Consider the following 18,372-nt stretch of genomic DNA (forward strand, 5'->3'; position numbering starts at 1 on the left):
TGCCCTTTGCGCCGCGCTGCCATAAGGGCGGCGGGTTATGTCCACCGCCGCACCGCTCGTTTTCGCCCTGCCCAAGGGCCGCATCCTCGAGGAGGCCCTGCCTCTGCTCGAGAAGGCCGGGATCGTGCCCGAGGCCGATTTCTTTAACAAGGCCTCGCGCGCCCTCTCTTTCGCCACGAACCGCGCCGATGTGAAGATCATTCGCGTCCGCGCTTTCGACGTGGCGACCTTCGTGGCGCATGGGGCGGCACATGCAGGCATCGTCGGTTCTGACGTGATCGACGAGTTCGATTACGCGGACCTCTATGCACCGGTCGATCTGGACATCGGACACTGCCGCCTGTCCGTCGCCGAACCGGTAGAGTTGGTGGAGAGTTGTGCCTCTGCCCGCGAGAGTCATGCCAGAGTTGCCACCAAGTACCCCAACCTGACGCGTCGCCACTTCGAGAAGCTTGGCGTGCAGGCAGAGGTCGTAAAACTCAATGGTGCCATGGAGTTGGCACCCTCGCTTGGGCTTGCCAGCCGCATCGTCGACCTCGTTTCGTCCGGTAGGACGCTCAAGGAGAATGGTCTCGTTGAAACCAGCCAGATTCTCCCCGTCTCGGCCCGCCTTATCGTCAATCGCGCCGCCTTGAAGACTGACAGCGCCCGCCTCGGCGCGCTGGTCGACGCCTTCCGCGAGATGGTCGCTGCAAGGAAGGCCGCCTGATGTTGCGCCTGAAATCCAGCGATCCGGGCTTCGCAAAGGCCTTCGCCCGCCTTGTGAAGGACCGCCGCGAGAGCGACGAGAACGTCGCGCGCGACGTGCAGACGATCATCGAGGACGTGCGCCTGCGCGGCGATGAGGCCCTTGCCGAATACACCGCGAAATTCGATGGCCACGCTCCGGCAGATGACGACTGGCGCATTCCCCCCGAAGCCTGCCGCGAAGCGTTCGATGCGTTGAAGCCCGATCTGCGCGCCGCGCTCGAACTCGCCGCACAGCGCATTCGTGATTACCACCGGGCACAACTGCCTGAAAACCGGGACTATACTGACGAGAGTGGCATGCGCCTTGGTGCGCGCTGGAGTGCTGTCGATGGCGCTGGGCTCTACGTTCCGGGCGGCCGCGCGGCCTATCCGTCGTCGCTGCTGATGAATGCCATCCCGGCCAAGGTGGCAGGCGTCGCACGTCTCGTCGTCGTCACCCCGACGCCCAAGGGCGAGGCCAATCCGCTGGTTCTCGCCGCCGCGCACCTTGCCGGTGCCGACGAAGTCTGGCGTGTCGGCGGCGCGCAGGCCGTGGCAGCGCTGGCCTATGGCACGGCACGGATCAAGCCGGTCGATGTGATCACCGGCCCCGGAAATGCCTGGGTGGCCGAAGCCAAGCGCCAGCTTTTCGGCGTGGTCGGCATCGACATGGTGGCCGGGCCATCCGAAATCCTAGTAATCGCCGATGCAAAGAACGACCCGCAATGGATCGCCGCCGACCTGCTCAGCCAGGCCGAACACGATCCGGTCGCCCAGTCGATCCTCATCACCGACGATGCCGCCTTCGCCGATCAGGTGGCGGACATGGTCGGCGTCGAGATTGCCATGTTGCCTACCGCCAAGGTCGCCAAGGCCAGCTGGGACGATTACGGCGTGATCATCGTGGTGGATTCGCTTGATGAAGCACCTGCCCTCGCCAATGCGCTTGCCGCTGAACACGTCGAGATCGCGACCGACGATCCGCAGAGCCTCTTCGACAAGATCCGCCATGCAGGGTCGGTGTTCCTCGGCCGCATGACCCCCGAAGCCGTTGGCGATTATGTCGCCGGGCCCAACCACGTCCTGCCCACCGGGCGCCGCGCGCGCTTTTCCTCGGGCCTTTCCGTTCTGGATTTCATGAAACGCACCAGCTTTATCGAGGCGACTGACGCCGCGCTTGCCGCCGTCGGCCCTGCCGCCATTGCCCTTGCCGAGGCTGAAGGGCTGGCCGCCCACGCCCGGTCGATCGAAGTGAGGCTCGGGCTATGACGCAGATTTCGGGCAAAGCCCGCGCCGCCTCGCGGCTCGCCGCCGTGCAGGCGCTCTACCAGATCGACATGGAGCAGACGCCGCTTACGGTCCTTCTCGACGAATTCCACCAGCACCGGCTGGGCGCGGAAATCGAGGAGGTCGAATACCTCAAGGCTGATGTCGCCTTCTTCGACGATGTGGTGAAAGGCGTCGATGCCCGCCGCAACGAGATCGATCTGATGCTCTCGGCCAAGCTTGCCAAGGGTTGGTCCCTCGCCCGCCTCGACAAGACGATGCTGCAGATCCTGCGCGCCGGGTCATACGAACTGCTGGCTCGCAAGGACGTTGCCGTGGCGACGGTGATCACCGAGTACGTCGATGTCGCACACGCGTTCTTCGAGGAGCGCGAGGCGAAGTTCGTCAACGGTGTGCTCGATGCCGTGGCGAAGGACGTGAGGTAAGAAAGCCAAACTCCGTCATTCCCGTGCAGGCGGGAATGACGAAGCTTTCGGACTATAGCCGTTCCGCATGCCAGCGGATGTGGTCTTCCATGAAGGTCGAGATGAAATTGTAGCTGTGGTCGTAGCCCGGCTGCAGGCGAAGCGTCAGGTCCACGCCCGCAGCATTGCAGGCCGCGTCCAGCAGTTCCGGTCGGAGTTGTTCGGCGAGGAAGCCATCGGCATCGCCCTGATCGACCAGCACCGCACCCGCGGGCCGCTTGCCGTCCTCGATCAGCGCCACGGCATCATGCTTGCGCCATGCACCGCGATCATCGCCAAGGTACCCCCCAAGTGCCTTGTGTCCCCAAGGCACCTGCCCGGGCGCTACGATCGGCGCGAAGGCGGACAATGACTTGAACCTCTCAGGGTACGTCAGCCCCAGCGTCAGCGCACCGTGGCCGCCCATGGAATGGCCGGTGATGCCCATTCGATCCAGATCGACCGGGAAGTTTGCGCCCAGCAATGCGGGCAGTTCGTCGGCGATGTAGTCCCACATGCGGTATTGCTCCGCGAACGGCTCCTGCGTGGCGTTGACGTAGAACCCTGCGCCAAGGCCGAAGTCATAAGCGCCATCCGCATCGTCGGGCACGCCCTCGCCCCGTGGCGAAGTATCGGGCGCAACGAAGACGATGCCGTGCTCGGCACAGGCCCGGCGGTATTCGCCCTTGTCGGTGACGTTGGCGTGGGTGCAGGTCAGCCCGGACAGATAGATCAGCACCGGCAGCTTGGCGCCTTCCACTGCCTGCGGGGGCAGGAAGACCGAAAAGGTCATTCCCGTCCCCGTCGAAGTGGACTCATGCTTGTAGACGCCCAGCGTTCCGCCATGCGCCTTCGAGGTAGAGACCGTTTCGAGTGTCATCAGGCGATGATGTCCAGCGCGCAGAGCTTGTTGCCAGCGGGGTCGCGCAGGTAGGCGAGGTAGTAGGGCGAGCCTTCACGCGGTCCCGGCGGATCTTCGCAAGCCGTACCGCCATTGGCAACGCCCGCCGCGTGCCACGCGTTGGCCTGTTCCGGGTTCATGCGGAAACCGATCGTTCCACCATTCGCACCACAGGCAGCCTCGCCGTTTATCGGCTTGGTCACGATGAACATGCTGCCATTATGCATGTAGATCAGGCGGCCCTTGGGGTCGGTGATGGCTTCCGGGCCACCGAAGGCGGCGAACGTGGCGTCGTAGAACTTCTTGGCGGCGTCGATATCGTCGGCACCTACCATCACATGACTGAACATAAGCTCTCTCCCGTAGTCAGGTTGCAGCGGCATGAGAGCTAAGCGAATGCAGGGGGCGGTCAAGCGCCTATCCGGGAAATCTTTATTGCCGTTTCACCTCAGGTGGCAGGATCGAGCAAACCGAGCAGTGCAACCGCGCCGATTACGCCCAACCCCACGGCAAATTCGAGCGCGAGCGAAATGCGCAGGCGGGCGGTTGCACCCGGATCATTCCGCTCGAGCGCTGGCACGATCCGCCAGCGGTTGCCTGCTGCCAGACCGAGCATGAGCGCGAAGAATGCGAGCTTTACCGCCAGCACGCCGAACCATCGCGCCTCGAACATCATTGGCCACCCGGCAATGGCGAGCGTGTTGAGTAGGCCGCTCAGCACCAGCACTGCAACTAGCATGCTGCCCATGCGGGCAAACCGCGTCAGCGCAACGATGTCGGGACCCTTGCGCGAGAATGCCGAGACGACAAAAATTGCCAGCGCCGCCAGCCAGGTGGCAGCGGCGAGCAGGTGGAAGACATCTGCCACGCGGTGGATGAGCATTCCGCTGGCCCCGGCATGACCGGTCCAAGCCATTGAACACAGCGCGACCGCGCCGCTCAGGGCAAGCAGCGGCAAGCGCAAGAGACGCAGCGTCAGGGCCGAGGCCGCTACGACGCCCACGAGCGCCGTCAGTCGCCATTCCATGACCTTGCCCAGCGGTGTCTGCGCGAGCACGACTTCGGCCGTTGCCTGATCGAGTTCACCAAGCGTGATACCCGCCATGGCAGCGACGCTTTCCAGCGCCCACCAAGCCGAAGCAAGTGCTGCGAGAAATGCCAGCAAAATCAGAGCGATACGGGAACGAATGGACAGCAACCGGCCCGCAGCGAGGCCATAAAGCGGGACGCCCGCGACGAGCAGCAGCGCAAGATACGCCACCGCCCGCGAAGCGATCAGGCCGGTCGTCTCCACGCCCCCTCAGGCCCGATCAGCGAACGGTGAAGGCGTACTGGCCCTCGATGCGATGCTGGTCCGCTGCAACTGCGTGCCACTTGAGGTTGTAGCTGCCGGCAGGCAGTGCGCGCGGGAGAGTCACGGTGAGAACCTTGCCTGCAGCGGCGGTCTTGAAGCCCTTGATCGGCATCGGCGCGTGGTTGGCCATGCCGGGCATCCCGGTCATCACCAGTTCGATACCCGAAAGCGGGCCGACGAGCTCTTCGGAGAAGGTCAGGGTCAGCTTGGTCGGTTTGGCCACAGCCGTGTTTGCCGCAGGATTGGCCGAGAGCAGCTTGGGGTGCGCAAGGGCGGCACCGGGCAGCGCGAGCATGGCAAAGGCGGGAGCGGCAAGAAGCGCGAGACGGCGCATGGCAAGTCCTTTCGGGTTGGGATCTGCAAGGTGATACGCAAGGCCTGCGGTCATCCCTCAGCCCATAGCGCAAAATTTGTCTTGAGGGATTCGCTCGAACCTTGCGTAATGGGAATCGCGTGGAAAAAGGAACATAGCCAGTGATGGCCGATATCGACGAACTTCTTGGCGCCTTGGCCGCCAAGGCAACGCCCGCTTCGCTAGGCGCCATCGACGATGGTGTGATGCGTGGCCTTGCCGAGCGACGCGAGAGCGCTACTGCGCGGCGCGGCATGATCATGGCGGTGGGCATTGCGGCTGTCGTGGGCATCGCGGGGTCGGTCACCCCCTCTGCCCCGGCACAGGCCGAGCCGCTATTCGGGGTGCCCTCGGGCGCGCCCTCGCACTTGCTGGCAGATTGATGGGCGGGGCCTTGCGCTATGTGCTGGTGGCGGTGGTGTCCGCAGCCGTCGCGCTTGCCGCCAGCCACTTCGCCCGCGGCTTCATGCCGATGCATCACGGCAGCGAACTGCACCAGCTGATGCACGACCGGCTCGATCTGTCGGCGCAGCAGAAACAGCAGATCGACCGGCTGGAAGCCGATTTTGCCGGCAAGCGCCGCGCGCTAGACGAGCGCTTGCGCGCCTCGAACGCAGACCTTGCCCGGGCTATCGAGAGCGAGCACCAGATCGGGCCAAAGGTGACCGGCGCGGTCGATGCCTCGCACATGGCGATGGGTGAGCTGCAGAAGGCCACGCTGGCACACGTCTTTGCCATGCGCGGCGTGCTCACCCCTGCCCAGCAGGCCATCTTCGACCGCGAGATCGCCCGCGCCCTCACCGCCCCCGACCACCGCTGAACCGGTGACGGGGGATGGCGCGCACGGCGAAAGCGACCCGCAACTGGTCGCGAGTGCGCTGGCCGGCCGTCAGGCTGCCTATGCCGCGTTGATGGCCCGGCATCGCGAGGCCGTGTTCAGGCTGGCCCGCCATCATACCGGGGATGAAGGCGAAGCGCTCGACGTGACGCAGGAAGCCTTCATCGCCGCTTTCGCATCACTCGCAAAGTTCGACGCGGCCCGTCCGTTCCGCGCCTGGATCATGCGGATCGCGGTGAACAAATGCCGTGACTGGGCCCGGCGGCGCACAGTGCGGCGGCTGTTCCGCATGGCGCGCCCACTGGAAGACGCATTCGACGTGGCCGATCAGGGGCTCGACCCGGAGGCCGAGGCGATCTCGCGGCGCGAACTCGCGCGGGTTTCGGCGGCGGTTGCCGCGCTTCCGGCAAATCTGAAAGACCCGCTGATCCTCTGCCGCCTTGAAGGCATGAGCATGGCCGAGGCCGCCGATGTGCTGGGCCTGACCGAAAAGGCAGTGGAGACGCGGATTTACCGGGCGCGGCAGAAATTGTCGGAAATGCTTGAGGGGTAGCGGCTTTTCCTGCGTAACTGCAGGGTAATGACCAACACGCTTCACCTCAATCGCCGCAACCTGCTCCTGGGAGCCGGTGCCCTTGCCGCAACGCCGCTGGTCCCCGCCTGGGCGCAATCCGGGCATGGCGGGCACAAGATGGCCTCGGGCGCCATGGCCGGGCGTAACAGCGGCGGTACGCTTTCGGGCGATAGCATCGCGCTTTCGATCGGCGCGGCGAAGTTCGCGGTGGGGGATCGGTCAGCTCCTGCGGTCGCCGTCAATGGCTCGATCCCGGCACCGCTGATCCGGCTGCGCGAGGGACAGAAGGTACGCATCGCGGTTGCCAACACCCTGGGCGAACAGTCCTCGATCCACTGGCACGGGCTGCTCGTGCCGTTCCAGATGGACGGCGTGCCCGGCCTTTCGTTCCCCGGCATCGATCCGGGCGAGACGTTCACCTACGAGTTCCCGATCCTCCATTCCGGCACCTTCTGGTACCATTCGCATTCGGGGATGCAGGAGGCTGTCGGCCTCTATGGCCCCATCGTGATCGACCCGGCCGAGCCTGATGCCTCTGCCCCGTTCGATCGCGAATATGTGCTGATGCTGGCGGACTGGAGCCCGATGAATCCGCACGAACAATTGCGCAAGCTGAAGGCCATGGGTGGCTACTTCAACTGGCAGCGCCAGACCGTGGGTGGTCTTCTGAAAGGCAAGGACCAGAGCCTGAAGGAGCGGCTCGAATGGGCGAAGATGCGCATGGACGCGACCGACATCTCGGACGTGACCGGCGCGACGTATTCGTATGTGATCAACGGACACGATACGGGCGCCAACTGGACCGCGCTGTTCCGCCCGGGTGAGCGGGTGAAGCTGCGGATCATCAACGCCTCGTCGATGACCAACTTCAACTTTCGCATCCCTGGCCTGCCGATGACCGTGGTCGCGGCGGACGGATGCAATGTCCAGCCGGTCGAGACCGACGAGTTCCAGATCGCGATTGCCGAGACTTATGACGTGATCGTGCAGCCGACCGAGGCTGCGCCGTTCGGAATCATCGCCGAGGCCATCGACAGATCCGGTCTGGTGCGGGCCACTCTTGCCCCGCAGATCGGCATGGCCGGGGCCATCCCCGCCCGCCGCGCTCGCCCCGTCCTGACCATGCGCGACATGGGTATGGACATGAGCGGGATGGACATGGGCGACGGTGGCGAAATCGACCTGTCCAAGCCTGCCAACGAGAGCATGGCAGGCCATTCGATGAAGATGCGCGACCTCAGCCTTGCGCCGGGGGTAAAGCCAGGACCAGGCGTTGCCACGATCTCGCCCATGCCGGCCGACCGTCTGGCCGACAAGCCAACGGGTCTGGAGGACGTGGATCACCGCGTCCTGACTTATGCCGACTTGCGCTCGCGCAGTGCCAATCCAGACCCGCGCACACCCTCTCGCCAGATCGACGTGAACCTGACTGCCAACATGGAACGCTACATGTGGTCCATCGATGGCGAGACGATTTCCGATGGCGCCAAGCCCATCCCGTTCCGCAAGGGCGAGCGGGTGCGGGTGAACCTCATCAACCACACGATGATGCCACACCCGATCCACCTCCACGGCCACTTCTTCGAACTGGTCACGGGCGAGCCGGGCAACCGGCCGCGAAAGCATACTGTCAACGTCCTGCCCGGCGGCAAGGCGAGCTTCGACCTGACCGCCGATGCGGAAGGAGACTGGGCATTCCACTGCCACATGCTGCTGCACATGCACGCCGGGATGATGCGTGTCGTTACGGTGCGCAGCGCGGGAGACGCAGCATGAAGCGCCTTCTGCTGGCCGGTGCCGCGCTGATCTCCACCCCCTCCTTCGCGCAGGAAGTGCCGGACCCTCATGCCGGCCACGACATGACCCAGATGGAGGGCATGGACCACTCCAGCCATGACATGGGTGCGATGGAAGGGCAGCCGATGGAAGGCATGGATCACTCCATGCACCAGCAGTCGGAGGCTGCGACTGCGGACCAGGCCGCGCCGATGGACCATTCCGCACACGCAGGCCACGTGATGCCGACGGTCAGCGACAGCGAAGTGGGCAATGCCCCGCCGCCGCCCGTCCCTACCGACCATCCCGCCGATGCCTACTGGGACAGGCAGCGCATGGCGCAGGCCAGGGCCGACCTCGCCAAGGAAGGGCGCTTTTACGGCAACGCGCTTATCCTCGATCGCCTTGAGTATCGCCCGCGCAGCGGCAAGGACGGATTTGCCTGGCAGGCGATGGGCTGGATCGGCGGCGACATCGACCGGCTCGCGGTTGAGACCGAAGGCGACGGCGCATTCGGCGAACCGCTGGAAACCGGCGAGGTGCGCGCAGCATGGCGGCACGCACTCGATCCATGGTGGAACTTCGAACTCGGCGTCCGGCAGGATTTCGCCGCAGGCCCCGACCGAACTTATGGTGTAATCGGCATCGAGGGGCTTGCCCCATACTGGTTCGAGCTTGGCGCACACGCCTTCGTCTCGAACAAGGGCGATGTGCATTTCCGGGTTGAGGCAGAGCACGACATGCGCCTGACCCAACGCCTGATCCTGCAGCCTTCCGTTGAAATCGACGCATCGGCACAGGACGTGCCCGAGCTCGGCATCGGTGCGGGGTTCGAGAAGGTCGAACTGGGTGCACGGATGCGCTATGAATTTGCCCGCGAATTTGCGCCCTATGTTGGCGTCCACTGGGAGCGCAAGCTGGGCGAAACGGCGCGGCTAGCGCGACTGGATGGCGAGAACCCTTCGCAGGTCAGCGCCGTCGTTGGGGTGAGGATGTGGTTCTGAGATGCCGTTGACGCGGCATCGAGAGGCAATCCAGGCGAAGCATTCGCAATCCTCTCCCGTCGAAAAGCATTCTTTCGGGCTACAGTTCCGCGCGCTTTCGGGTCATGTGGCAGCATGCGATACGCATTGCCCCTTCTGGCCTCGATCCTGTTCGCCACGCCTGCACTCGCCGATCCGGTTGAGGCCGAGGTGGACCTGCTTGAGCTCCACGTGGGCGATGGCGACGAGCACTTCACCTTTGACAGCGCGCTCTCGGTAGGTTCCGACAGCGACCGGTTCGAGGTGCGCGCATCGGGCGGCAGCGACGTTGGCCCTTTGATCGACAACGTCCAGCTTGAAGCTCTCTACGTCCGCAATGTCAGCGACAAACTCACGCTACTTGCCGGCATCCGGCAGGATGTGCGCGGGGGCGAAGACCTGACGCATGGCTCGTTCGCTTTCGTGGTGACGCCCGTAGACTGGCTCGAAATCGAGCACTTCTTCTATATGTCGGAGCGCGGCGATCTTATCGGCAGCGGGCAGTTGAACTTTACCCTTCCGCTGTCGGCAACCCTCACCGCCGAACCGCGCCTCAACGTGAACTGGGCCGCTCAGGACATCGAACAGGAAAGCAGCGGTCATGGCGTGACCGATATTCAGGTCGCTCTGCGCGTCCGCAAAACCCTGACACCGCTGCTCGAGGTCTATGGTGGCGCGATTCACGAGCGCCTGGTCGGCCGTACGCTCGACATGGCCCGAGCCGAGGGCTCGCGCGGGCGGGTCACGCGCGGGATTGTGGGCATGGCGCTGCGATTCTAGGGTCCTGACCCTAGACCAGCCAGTGCTTCGCCAGCGCGACGTGCAGGCGGATGCCGGTCTCCAGCACGTTGTCGTTGAAATCGTAGTGCGGATTATGCAGCGGCGCAGCGTGATCGGACGTGCCCTGCCCCAGCCAGATATAGGCACCCGGCCGCTGCTGGAGCATGAAGGAAAAGTCTTCTGACGTAGGCGCAGGCTCTGGCGCCAGTTCGGCCCTCGCAACTGTAGCCGCAACTTCCAGCGCATCGGCAGCGGCAACCGGATCGTTGATCGTCGCAGGGTAGTAGCGGTCATAATCGAGCGCACATTGCACTTCGAAGGAAGCTTCGATGCCCTTGAGCATCCCCCGCATCCGCGACTCGATCCGGTCCTGAACTGCCGGATCAAACGTCCGGACGGTGCCGCCGACCAGCACTTCGGCCGGGATAACATTGTGCGCATGGCCGCCATGGATCTCGGTGATCGAAAGGACCGCCGATGCATAAGGCGGCACGGCGCGGCTGACGATGGTGTTGAGCTGCTGAACCAGGCTTGCCGCGGCGAGGATCGCGTCGGGGCTGTCCTGCGGGATCGCTGCGTGGCCGCCCTTGCCGGTGAGCGTGATGCGAAACTTGTCTGCAGCCCCCATGATAGCGCCAGGACGCGTGCTGATGGTTCCGGCAGGCAGGCCCGGCCAGTTGTGCAAGGCATAGACGCGGTCGCAAGGGAAGCGGTCGAACAGACCTTCCTCGATCATCACGCGAGCCCCGCCCTGCCCTTCCTCGGCAGGCTGAAAGACGAAGTTGAGCGTGCCGGCAAAGTCGGGATCGGCGGCAAGCACCCGTGCAGCGCCCAGCAGCATCGCCACGTGGCCATCGTGGCCGCAGCCATGGAAGGTGCCGGGCGTGGTGCTGGCCCAGGGCAGGTTGGTCTGCTCATGAATCGGCAGCGCGTCCATGTCGGCGCGCAGGCCAAGGGAGCGGGTACCGGGGCGCTTGCCCTTGAGCACGCCGACAAGCCCGGTGGTGCCAATCTGTTCGTGAACCTCAATACCCAGCCCACGAAGCTCATCGGCAATGCGTGCGGCAGTGCGATGTTCGCGAAAGCCCAGTTCAGGGTTGGCATGGATATCGCGGCGCAGGGCGACGAGGTCGGGCAGAATCTCAGACAGATCAGTCATTAGAGCATCAGCCATGGGTTTGGCCGAACAGGTTCTGGATCGGGAAGTGATGCTTGATGAACGGCGATTTGATCACGACGTAGGAGAAGTACTTCTCGATGCCATAATCGCTCTCCAGCATGCCTTCGATGATCGACTGGTAGTGCGAGACGCCGCGCGCCACGAACTTCAAGAGATAGTCGTATCCGCCCGAAACGAGGTGGCATTCGACGATCTCGTCGATCTTGACGATGCGGCTTTCAAATCGGCTGAAGTCACCGCGCCGGTGTTCGCTGAGAGTGACCTCGGTGAAGACGGTGAGGAATTCGCCGAGCTTGTTGAGGTTTACATGCGCGCCGTAGCCGGTGATGTACCCGGCCTTTTCAAGCCGTTTGACGCGCGTAAGGCAGGGGCTCGGCGAAAGGCCGACCGCATCGGCCAGTTCCACGTTGGTGATCCGCCCCTCCTGCTGGAGCTTGGCGAGGATCTTAAGGTCAATCCTGTCGAGCTTGGGTCCGGGCAGCATTGCGGTGATCCCCCTCAGGCGTGTTGCAGCGCGACGACCGCGCGGATCTCAGGCTGGTCGAGCAGTTGATCAAGCGAGCGCTCGACGCGCTCGAAGATCGTGTCCATTTCCTCCAGCGTGCAGCACAAGGCTGGCGCGAAGCCCAGAACGGCATTTGCAAAGCAGCGCACGATCACCCCGTTGCCGTAAGTCAGCTTCGAAAGCCTGCCGCCGATATCGAGCGAGGCATCAAAGGTTGCCTTCATCGCCTTGTTCGGCGTGAGTTCGATCGCGCCAAGCATCCCACGATAGCGCACGTCGCCGACCAGCGGGTGGCTGCGGATACGCTCCATGTGTTCGGCAAAGCGCGCGCCGACCTTCACGCCGTTCTCGAGCAGCCCGCCTTCGCGGTAAAGGCGCAGGACTTCGAGGCCTACCGCGGCGGCAACCGGGTGACCGGAATAGGTCTGGCCGTGGCCGATCGGCAGGGCAGCGGGTGCAGCGTCGGCGATGGTCTGGTAGACATGGTCGGCCATGAACATCGCGCCCATGGGGATGTACCCGGCGGTCAGGCCCTTGGCCGTAGTCATGAAATCGGGCGAGACGCCCTCGTCAAGGCAGGCGAAGAGCGGTCCAGTACGGCCGAAGCCGGTGATGACCTCGTCCACCAGCATCAGGATGCCGAGCCGAGTGCAGGCCTCGCGCAGGGCCTTGAGCCAACCGCGAGGGGGAACGATTACGCCGCCCGATCCCTGGATCGGTTCGCAGCAGAACGCCGCCACGTTGTCTGCCCCGAGTTCGGCCACCTTGGCTTCAAGCGCGGCAACTGTAGAGGCGATCACCGCCGCGTCATCGTCACCTTGCGGGTGGCGATACTGATAGGGCGAGGCGATGTGATGCTGCCAGGGGCGCGGCAGGTCAAAGTTGCGGTGGAAGTTGCCGAGCGCAGTGAGCCCTGCGCCAAGGCTGCTTGATCCGTGATAGCCCCACTCCAGCGCGATGAAGTGCTTCTTCGAAGGCTTCCCCGCCGCATTCCAATAGTGGACGATGTAGCGGATCGCGCTGTCGACGGCGTCAGACCCGCCCTGCGTGAAGAACACGTGATCGAGGCCTTCAGGCGCGGCGGCGGTGAGCTCTCCGGCGAGCCGGATCACCGGTTCGCTGGCGAAGTGGAAATAGCCGGTGGCATAGGGCAGCTTGCGCATCTGCTCGGCAGCAGCCTCCACGATCGAGTCCTGCCCATACCCGACATTGACGCACCACAGACCCGCGAAGGCATCAAGCAGCCGGTTACCTTCGGCGTCTGTAAGCCACATGCCCTTGCCGGATTCCAGCACGATCGCGCCGTGCAGCTCATGACCCCGGAACGACGTGACCGAGTGGATCAGGTGATCGCGGTCAATATCTACTAGGGAGCGGTTCGAGAGGGCAGAAGCGGAGGCGTTCATCACAGGCTCGTCCATTGGGGAACAATGGAACGAGCCTATGCCGCTAGCAAGAGCGGGTTTGGCCGAAAGCGTGGGCTAAGGGGCGCTCCGCGGGCTTTCGCGTGGTAGAACGCAGCATTTTATGCTGCACCTCCGCGCTGTCAGCCCAAGGCTTCGGCGATGGCCTTGCCGCATGCTTCGGTACCGGCCGCACCCTTAAGGTCGCGTGTGCGGGCCGAGGGCGTGGCAAGAACCTCTTCTACCGCGCGCATGATCGCCGCGGCAGCTTCTGCTTCGCCGAGGTGTTCCAACATCATCGCGGCTGACCAGATCTGGCCGACCGGATTGGCAATGCCCTGCCCGGCAATGTCCGGCGCGGAGCCGTGCACCGGTTCGAACAGCGAAGGATGGATGCCTTCGGGATTGATATTGCCGGATGGCGCAACCCCGATGGTGCCGGTGCAGGCGGGGCCCAAATCGGAGAGAATGTCGCCGAACAAGTTGGAGCCGACAACCACGTCGAACCGGTCAGGATTCAGCACGAACTGCGCGGTCAGGATGTCGATGTGGTATTTGTCGTGACGTACATCGGGGTATTCTTCGCCGATCACTTCGACGCGCTGGTCCCAGTACGGCATGGTGATAGCAATGCCGTTGGACTTGGTGGCGCTGGTCAGGTGCTTGGCGGGGCGTTTTTGTGCCAGATCGAAGGCATAGCGCAGCACGCGGTCCACGCCGATGCGCGTCATCACCGTTTCCTGGATGACGACCTCGCGCTCCGTACCGGGGAACATAATCCCGCCGACCGAGGAATATTCGCCTTCGGTATTCTCGCGCACGACCCAGAAATCGATGTCACCCGGCTCGCGACCCGCCAGCGGGCAGGGAACGCCAGGCATGAGGCGCACGGGGCGCAGGTTGACATACTGGTCGTATTCGCGGCGGAACTGCAGCAGCGACCCCCAGAGCGAGACGTGATCGGGCACGGTATCAGGCCAGCCGACCGCACCGAAGAAGATCGCATCTGGCCGACCGATCTCCTCTTTCCAGTTGTCGGGCATCATCTTGCCGTGGCGGGTGTAGTAGTCGCAGCAGGCGAAATCATGCCACTTTTGCTCGATCTCGAAACCGAACAGCGAGGCGGCCTTTTCGAGCACGCGCATGCCTTCGGGCATCACTTCCTTGCCGATGCCGTCACCCGGGATGACCGCGATTGTGTGCTTGCGCCTATTGCTCGTCATTGTTCCGCCCCCGGTTCAGATCTTCAGGCCGCCGATGTGGAAGGCCTTGGTTTCCAGATATTCCTCGATGCCCAGCGTGCCGCCTTCGCGTCCGAGGCCGGATTGCTTCACGCCACCGAACGGAGCCATTTCCATTGCGATCGAGCCGGTGTTGAGAGCAATCATCCCCGCCTCCAGCGCCTCGGCCACACGGAAGGCGCGATCGAGGCCCGACGTGTAGAAGTAGCTGGCAAGGCCGTACTCGGTATCGTTGGCCAGCGCGATGGCCTCGTCCTCGGTCTCGAAGCGGAACAGCGGAGCAACAGGGCCAAAGGTTTCTTCCGAAGCAAGGCGCATGTCGGTGCTGGCCTCGCCGATAACGACCGGTCGGGCAAAGTTGCCACCTTGCGCGCCTTTGCCGGAAAACAGCACCTTGCCACCCTTGGCCAGCGCATCCTCAAGATGAGCCGAGACCTTGTCGACTGCCGCGCGGTTGATCAGCGGGCCGGTGGTTGCGTCGGCGTCTATCCCGTTGCCGACATTGAGCGCTTCGACTGCAGCCCCGAGACGCGCGGCGAATTCATCGTAGATCGGCGCGTGCACCAGAATGCGGTTGGCACAGACGCAGGTCTGCCCGGCATTGCGGAACTTGCTCGCCATGGTAGCCTTAACCGCCAGATCGAGATCGGCATCGTCGAACACGATCAGCGGCGCATTGCCACCCAGTTCGAGGCTCAGCCGCTTGATCGTGTCTGCGCTCTGCCGCATCAGCAGCGAACCGACGCGGGTCGAGCCGGTGAATGAAAGCTTGCGCACCACCGGGCTAGCTGTGATCGTCGCACCAATCGCCTGCGGCATGCCAGTCAGAAGGTTGATCGTCCCTTTGGGGAAGCCTGCGCGGATCGCCAGTTCGATAAGGGCGAGCGCGGTGAATGGCGTCATTTCCGACGGCTTGATCACCACCGAACACCCGGCAGCAAGCGCGGGCGCGCATTTGCGGGTGATCATCGCAGCGGGGAAGTTCCAGGGCGTGATCGCGGCTGAAACACCGACCGGCTCGGTCAGCACGATGATCCGACGGTCGCGCTCGGGCGAGGGAACGTTGCGCCCGCCAACGCGGCGGCCTTCTTCGGCAAACCACTTGATGAACGTCGCCGCGTAGCGAATCTCGCCTTGAGCTTCGGCGAGAGTCTTGCCCTGCTCGGCAGTCATGATCCGGGCTAGATCATCGACATTGGCAAGCACCAGAGCATGCCAGGCTTCGAGCAGCGCGGCGCGCTCGCCTGCAGTCCGGCGGCGCCAGCCCGACCACGAAGCCTGAGCCGCGGCGATGGCCGCCTCTGCCTCTGCCGCGCCGCAATCGGGCACGGTGCCAATGACCTCGCCGGTTGCGGGATTGGTGACATCAAGCGCGGGGAGGCCGGCAGAAATCCACTGCCCATCAACCAACGCGGCCTGCCGCAGCAGGGTGGGATCATTCAGGTTCAACATGTTCAACCAAGCGCCTGTGCTGCAATTGCAAAAGTTGTGATGGCGTCATCGACCGCCGGTGCGGGCCCGAGAGCCATCGTAGTGACGCGCCCCACTTCGGGCAGGCCAAGCTCCTCAAGCCATGGTCCGAGCCCGCTGCTTTCAGGAATGTCGAGACGACAGAAGCTGCCGGACTGCGTGCCCAGCCAGTGCGCGATCAACGCCTTGGCCCCTGCCTGATCGGGCGCGATCACCGGGGCGATGGCCCAGCCCCGCCCGAACCTTCGCAGCACAGCAAATCCGGTCTGCTCATGCTCTCGGCAGAGCACAACCGTGCTGCCCTCGGCCTGGAAGGCATCGAGCACCGCCTTGCGCTCCATGCCACTCGCCTTGACGTAGAGCGCGTCAAGCGCCTCGCCATCGGCGGCCCCCATTGGCCGCACGCGCTCACCGCGCCGTAGCTCGACGAGCGGCTGGGCAGGGGCGACCGCCTGATGCTGACACACAACCCCTAATTCTTCGAAGCCGAGCTTGCGATAGAGCGGCAGCCCTTCTGCCGTAGCGTTGAGAATGACCGTGCGCCCCTTGAGACGTTCCAGCATGGCGTCCATCAGCTTGCGACCGAGCCCCCGGCCCTGCATCGCATTCGTCACGATAACCATGCCGAGAGTCGCGAATGCCTCGCCGAACTTCCAGCCCATGATCGTGCCGACCACCTTGCCGTCGACTTCGGCCACAACGCCCTCGCCGATCGACAGGAACAACGCCAGATCCCCTTCGCGATGCGGCCATTGCTGCTCGAAACACAATTCGGCAGCAGCGTGGATGTCGTCGCCGGTCATTGCGCGCATGACGATCTGCGTCGCGTCCTGAACTGCCATCGGATGCTCCCGGAACAAGATTGAGAAAGGGTGCGATCAGCACCACTGTAATGCTTTCGGTCTAACCAGCGCCGATCAACATGAGGTGCCGGTTTTCCATCTTATTCGGAACATTATCGCGCGTTCTCACGCCCCTTTGCCGCGCCGATTGCGAAAGCGGCGGCATAGACTGCTGCGTCCCCGCCATGTCCGGAAAGCTGCGATGCCCCTGTTCGATCCTGATACCATTCGCCCCGCCCTTGCTGCCAACTTCATAGGCGGAAAGGCAGTTGTGGGTAGCGGACACAGCTTCATGGTCACCCGTCCTTCCGACGGCGGGCTGTTGGGCGAACTGCGCGCGGCGGACACGCAGCAACTGGCCGACACCGTGGAAAATGCTGCCCTCGCGCAGAAGGCCAGCGGCTGGGGCACGATGGAGCCGCGCGGCCGCATGCGCCTGCTGCGCCGCTGGGCCGATCTGATCGAGGCCGATGCCGCTACGCTCGCTCCGTTGGAGGCTGCTGGGTCGAGCCGCACGCTGCCTGAAATTCTCGCCTGGGACTTGCCGTACACCGCAGAATGTATCCGCTTCTTCGCTGAATTCGCCGACAAGCACGGCGGCGAAATCGGCGCGACCACGCCCGACAAGCTCGGCTTCACCCTGACCCAACCTTATGGCGTGGTTGGAGCCATTGCGCCTTGGAACCTGCCGCTGGTCATGGCCGCCTGGAAGCTCGGGCCCGCGCTCGCAGCAGGCAACGCGGTGGTGCTCAAGCCCTCGGAGCTTACGCCCTTCTCGGTCGTGCGTCTGGCCGAACTGGCGGTCGCAGCCGGCATTCCAGCAGGCGTGTTCAACGTGGTGCAGGGCGGCGGCGCGGACATCGGCGATGCGCTTGTCCGGCACGAAGCGGTGGGCAAGGTCAGCTTCACCGGCTCCACCCGAACCGGCCGAGCGATCATGGCCGCCTGCGCGCAGACCGGGCCGAAGCCCTCCACGCTGGAGTTGGGCGGCAAGAGCCCGCAGTTGGTCTTTGCCGACGCAGACATCCCAAAAGCATCGGCGCTTGTAGCACGCGCGATCACGCTCAATTCAGGGCAAGTCTGCGTCGCCGGATCGCGCTTGCTGGTGCAGGACAAGGTGCGTGATGAAGTGGTCGAGCGCCTGACAACAGCATTCGAAAGCCACCGCATCGGCTCTACCTGGGACGAAGGCACAACGATGGGCCCCATCATCTCCGAAGGCCAGCTCGCGCAGATCGACGGAATCGTCCAGCGCGCCCGCGCCAACGGGGCAGAAGCCGTGACCGGCGGTGCGCGCGCCACTTCACCGCAAGCGGGCAGCTATTACCAGCCCACCCTGCTGGCCAATGCCGCCGCCGATAGCGAAGCCGTGCAGGGCGAGATCTTTGGCCCGGTCCTGACCGTGCAGTCCTTCGCCGATGAGGAGGAAGCCTTCGCGCTCGCCAACGGCACACGCTATGGCCTCGCCGCCGGCGTCCACACAAACGATCTGTCACGCGCGATGCGGGCGATCCGCACGCTTGATGCCGGAACCGTGTGGGTGAACCGCTATGGCCGCTCGGACGATTTCATCCTGCCGACCGGCGGCTTCCGACAATCAGGCGTCGGCAAGGACCTTGGCCGCGAGGCCTATCTGGCGTCCTGCAAGGTGAAGACGGCGCTGATCCAGATCTGA

20 protein-coding genes are annotated in these 18,372 nt (G+C 64.2%); 10 read left to right on the top strand and 10 right to left on the bottom strand.

The window, feature by feature from the left end:
* The first annotated feature begins 37 nt into the window (after positions 1-37).
* From hisG to nusB, 3 genes are read left to right on the top strand one after another with little or no spacing between them, the layout of a single operon-like run.
* Positions 38-709: an ATP phosphoribosyltransferase gene (gene hisG, locus IQ25_RS03865; RefSeq protein ID WP_144902437.1), complete on the top strand. Its 672-nt coding sequence runs from the start codon at positions 38-40 to the stop codon at positions 707-709.
* Complete coding sequence (hisD, locus tag IQ25_RS03870) at positions 709-1,998, top strand: histidinol dehydrogenase (protein WP_144902440.1); 1,290 nt, start codon at positions 709-711, stop codon at positions 1,996-1,998. Before hisG ends, hisD begins: the two co-directional genes overlap by 1 nt.
* On the top strand, positions 1,995-2,441 hold the full coding sequence (gene nusB, locus IQ25_RS03875) for a transcription antitermination factor NusB (protein ID WP_144902443.1): 447 nt from the start codon (positions 1,995-1,997) through the stop codon (positions 2,439-2,441). The genes hisD and nusB overlap by 4 nt, the downstream gene beginning before the upstream one ends.
* A 52-nt stretch (positions 2,442-2,493) precedes the next feature.
* Here nusB and fghA read toward each other — a convergent pair whose 3' ends face one another.
* The 4 genes from fghA to copC form a co-directional block, all read right to left on the bottom strand.
* Positions 2,494-3,339, bottom strand: coding sequence for an S-formylglutathione hydrolase (fghA, locus tag IQ25_RS03880; RefSeq protein ID WP_144902446.1), 846 nt, complete (start codon positions 3,337-3,339; stop codon positions 2,494-2,496).
* On the bottom strand, positions 3,339-3,710 hold the full coding sequence (locus tag IQ25_RS03885; protein ID WP_144902449.1) for a VOC family protein: 372 nt from the start codon (positions 3,708-3,710) through the stop codon (positions 3,339-3,341). Before IQ25_RS03885 ends, fghA begins: the two co-directional genes overlap by 1 nt.
* A 98-nt stretch (positions 3,711-3,808) precedes the next feature.
* On the bottom strand, positions 3,809-4,654 hold the full coding sequence (gene copD, locus IQ25_RS03890; RefSeq protein ID WP_144902453.1) for a copper homeostasis membrane protein CopD: 846 nt from the start codon (positions 4,652-4,654) through the stop codon (positions 3,809-3,811).
* A gap of 16 nt (positions 4,655-4,670) precedes the next feature.
* Positions 4,671-5,048, bottom strand: coding sequence for a copper homeostasis periplasmic binding protein CopC (gene copC / locus IQ25_RS03895; RefSeq protein WP_144903181.1), 378 nt, complete (start codon positions 5,046-5,048; stop codon positions 4,671-4,673).
* Between the two features lie 143 nt (positions 5,049-5,191).
* Here copC and IQ25_RS03900 point away from each other — a divergent pair, with 143 nt between their 5' ends.
* From IQ25_RS03900 to IQ25_RS03925, 6 genes are all read left to right on the top strand, one after another.
* A complete protein-coding gene (locus tag IQ25_RS03900) occupies positions 5,192-5,449 on the top strand; it encodes a hypothetical protein (protein ID WP_144902457.1) in 258 nt (85 codons plus the stop codon).
* Complete coding sequence (locus IQ25_RS03905; RefSeq protein ID WP_144902460.1) at positions 5,449-5,886, top strand: Spy/CpxP family protein refolding chaperone; 438 nt, start codon at positions 5,449-5,451, stop codon at positions 5,884-5,886. The genes IQ25_RS03900 and IQ25_RS03905 overlap by 1 nt, the downstream gene beginning before the upstream one ends.
* A 4-nt stretch (positions 5,887-5,890) precedes the next feature.
* Entirely contained in the window at positions 5,891-6,457 is a 567-nt protein-coding gene (locus IQ25_RS03910; protein ID WP_258536939.1) for an RNA polymerase sigma factor, read from the top strand.
* A gap of 27 nt (positions 6,458-6,484) precedes the next feature.
* Positions 6,485-8,254, top strand: a complete 1,770-nt coding sequence (locus IQ25_RS03915; protein ID WP_144902463.1) for a copper resistance system multicopper oxidase — start codon at positions 6,485-6,487, stop codon at positions 8,252-8,254.
* Positions 8,251-9,258, top strand: coding sequence for a copper resistance protein B (locus IQ25_RS03920; RefSeq protein ID WP_144902466.1), 1,008 nt, complete (start codon positions 8,251-8,253; stop codon positions 9,256-9,258). The genes IQ25_RS03915 and IQ25_RS03920 overlap by 4 nt, the downstream gene beginning before the upstream one ends.
* A 114-nt stretch (positions 9,259-9,372) precedes the next feature.
* A complete protein-coding gene (locus IQ25_RS03925) occupies positions 9,373-10,056 on the top strand; it encodes a copper resistance protein B (RefSeq protein WP_144902469.1) in 684 nt (227 codons plus the stop codon).
* Between the two features lie 10 nt (positions 10,057-10,066).
* Here the strand turns inward: IQ25_RS03925 and IQ25_RS03930 are convergent, their stop codons facing one another.
* From IQ25_RS03930 to IQ25_RS03955, 6 genes are all read right to left on the bottom strand, one after another.
* Positions 10,067-11,215, bottom strand: coding sequence for a M20 aminoacylase family protein (locus IQ25_RS03930; RefSeq protein ID WP_144902471.1), 1,149 nt, complete (start codon positions 11,213-11,215; stop codon positions 10,067-10,069).
* A 7-nt stretch (positions 11,216-11,222) separates the two neighbouring features.
* Positions 11,223-11,720: an Lrp/AsnC family transcriptional regulator gene (locus IQ25_RS03935; protein WP_011446572.1), complete on the bottom strand. Its 498-nt coding sequence runs from the start codon at positions 11,718-11,720 to the stop codon at positions 11,223-11,225.
* Positions 11,721-11,734: 14 nt separating this feature from the next.
* Complete coding sequence (locus IQ25_RS03940) at positions 11,735-13,147, bottom strand: aspartate aminotransferase family protein (RefSeq protein WP_144902473.1); 1,413 nt, start codon at positions 13,145-13,147, stop codon at positions 11,735-11,737.
* A gap of 140 nt (positions 13,148-13,287) precedes the next feature.
* Positions 13,288-14,367 carry a tartrate dehydrogenase gene (locus tag IQ25_RS03945; protein ID WP_144902476.1) on the bottom strand — a complete coding sequence of 360 codons (1,080 nt, stop codon included), beginning with the start codon at positions 14,365-14,367 and terminating at the stop codon, positions 13,288-13,290.
* Between the two features lie 15 nt (positions 14,368-14,382).
* Entirely contained in the window at positions 14,383-15,837 is a 1,455-nt protein-coding gene (locus IQ25_RS03950; RefSeq protein WP_144902479.1) for an NAD-dependent succinate-semialdehyde dehydrogenase, read from the bottom strand.
* 2 nt (positions 15,838-15,839) lie between these two features.
* Positions 15,840-16,697, bottom strand: coding sequence for a GNAT family N-acetyltransferase (locus IQ25_RS03955; RefSeq protein WP_144902482.1), 858 nt, complete (start codon positions 16,695-16,697; stop codon positions 15,840-15,842).
* A gap of 202 nt (positions 16,698-16,899) precedes the next feature.
* On the opposite strand from IQ25_RS03955, the gene IQ25_RS03960 reads away from it, so the two are divergent.
* A complete protein-coding gene (locus IQ25_RS03960; protein ID WP_144902485.1) occupies positions 16,900-18,372 on the top strand; it encodes an aldehyde dehydrogenase family protein in 1,473 nt (490 codons plus the stop codon).

It is taken from the genome of Novosphingobium taihuense (assembly GCF_007830315.1).
Lineage (GTDB): Bacteria > Pseudomonadota > Alphaproteobacteria > Sphingomonadales > Sphingomonadaceae > Novosphingobium > Novosphingobium taihuense.

Bases quoted from the DNA above. Each gene is read 5' to 3' on its own strand.
- IQ25_RS03925 (WP_144902469.1), top strand. From the start codon at position 9,373: ATGCGATACGCATTGCCCCTTCTGGCCTCGATCCTGTTCGCCACGCCT.
- IQ25_RS03945 (WP_144902476.1), bottom strand. From the start codon at position 14,367: ATGACGAGCAATAGGCGCAAGCACACAATCGCGGTCATCCCGGGTGAC.
- fghA (WP_144902446.1), bottom strand. From the start codon at position 3,339: ATGACACTCGAAACGGTCTCTACCTCGAAGGCGCATGGCGGAACGCTG.
- IQ25_RS03955 (WP_144902482.1), bottom strand. From the start codon at position 16,697: ATGGCAGTTCAGGACGCGACGCAGATCGTCATGCGCGCAATGACCGGC.
- IQ25_RS03920 (WP_144902466.1), top strand. From the start codon at position 8,251: ATGAAGCGCCTTCTGCTGGCCGGTGCCGCGCTGATCTCCACCCCCTCC.
- IQ25_RS03935 (WP_011446572.1), bottom strand. From the start codon at position 11,720: ATGCTGCCCGGACCCAAGCTCGACAGGATTGACCTTAAGATCCTCGCC.
- IQ25_RS03900 (WP_144902457.1), top strand. From the start codon at position 5,192: ATGGCCGATATCGACGAACTTCTTGGCGCCTTGGCCGCCAAGGCAACG.
- nusB (WP_144902443.1), top strand. From the start codon at position 1,995: ATGACGCAGATTTCGGGCAAAGCCCGCGCCGCCTCGCGGCTCGCCGCC.
- IQ25_RS03930 (WP_144902471.1), bottom strand. From the start codon at position 11,215: ATGACTGATCTGTCTGAGATTCTGCCCGACCTCGTCGCCCTGCGCCGC.
- IQ25_RS03950 (WP_144902479.1), bottom strand. From the start codon at position 15,837: ATGTTGAACCTGAATGATCCCACCCTGCTGCGGCAGGCCGCGTTGGTT.
- hisD (WP_144902440.1), top strand. From the start codon at position 709: ATGTTGCGCCTGAAATCCAGCGATCCGGGCTTCGCAAAGGCCTTCGCC.
- IQ25_RS03905 (WP_144902460.1), top strand. From the start codon at position 5,449: ATGGGCGGGGCCTTGCGCTATGTGCTGGTGGCGGTGGTGTCCGCAGCC.
- IQ25_RS03940 (WP_144902473.1), bottom strand. From the start codon at position 13,147: ATGAACGCCTCCGCTTCTGCCCTCTCGAACCGCTCCCTAGTAGATATT.
- IQ25_RS03915 (WP_144902463.1), top strand. From the start codon at position 6,485: ATGACCAACACGCTTCACCTCAATCGCCGCAACCTGCTCCTGGGAGCC.
- copC (WP_144903181.1), bottom strand. From the start codon at position 5,048: ATGCGCCGTCTCGCGCTTCTTGCCGCTCCCGCCTTTGCCATGCTCGCG.
- IQ25_RS03960 (WP_144902485.1), top strand. From the start codon at position 16,900: ATGCCCCTGTTCGATCCTGATACCATTCGCCCCGCCCTTGCTGCCAAC.
- IQ25_RS03885 (WP_144902449.1), bottom strand. From the start codon at position 3,710: ATGTTCAGTCATGTGATGGTAGGTGCCGACGATATCGACGCCGCCAAG.
- hisG (WP_144902437.1), top strand. From the start codon at position 38: ATGTCCACCGCCGCACCGCTCGTTTTCGCCCTGCCCAAGGGCCGCATC.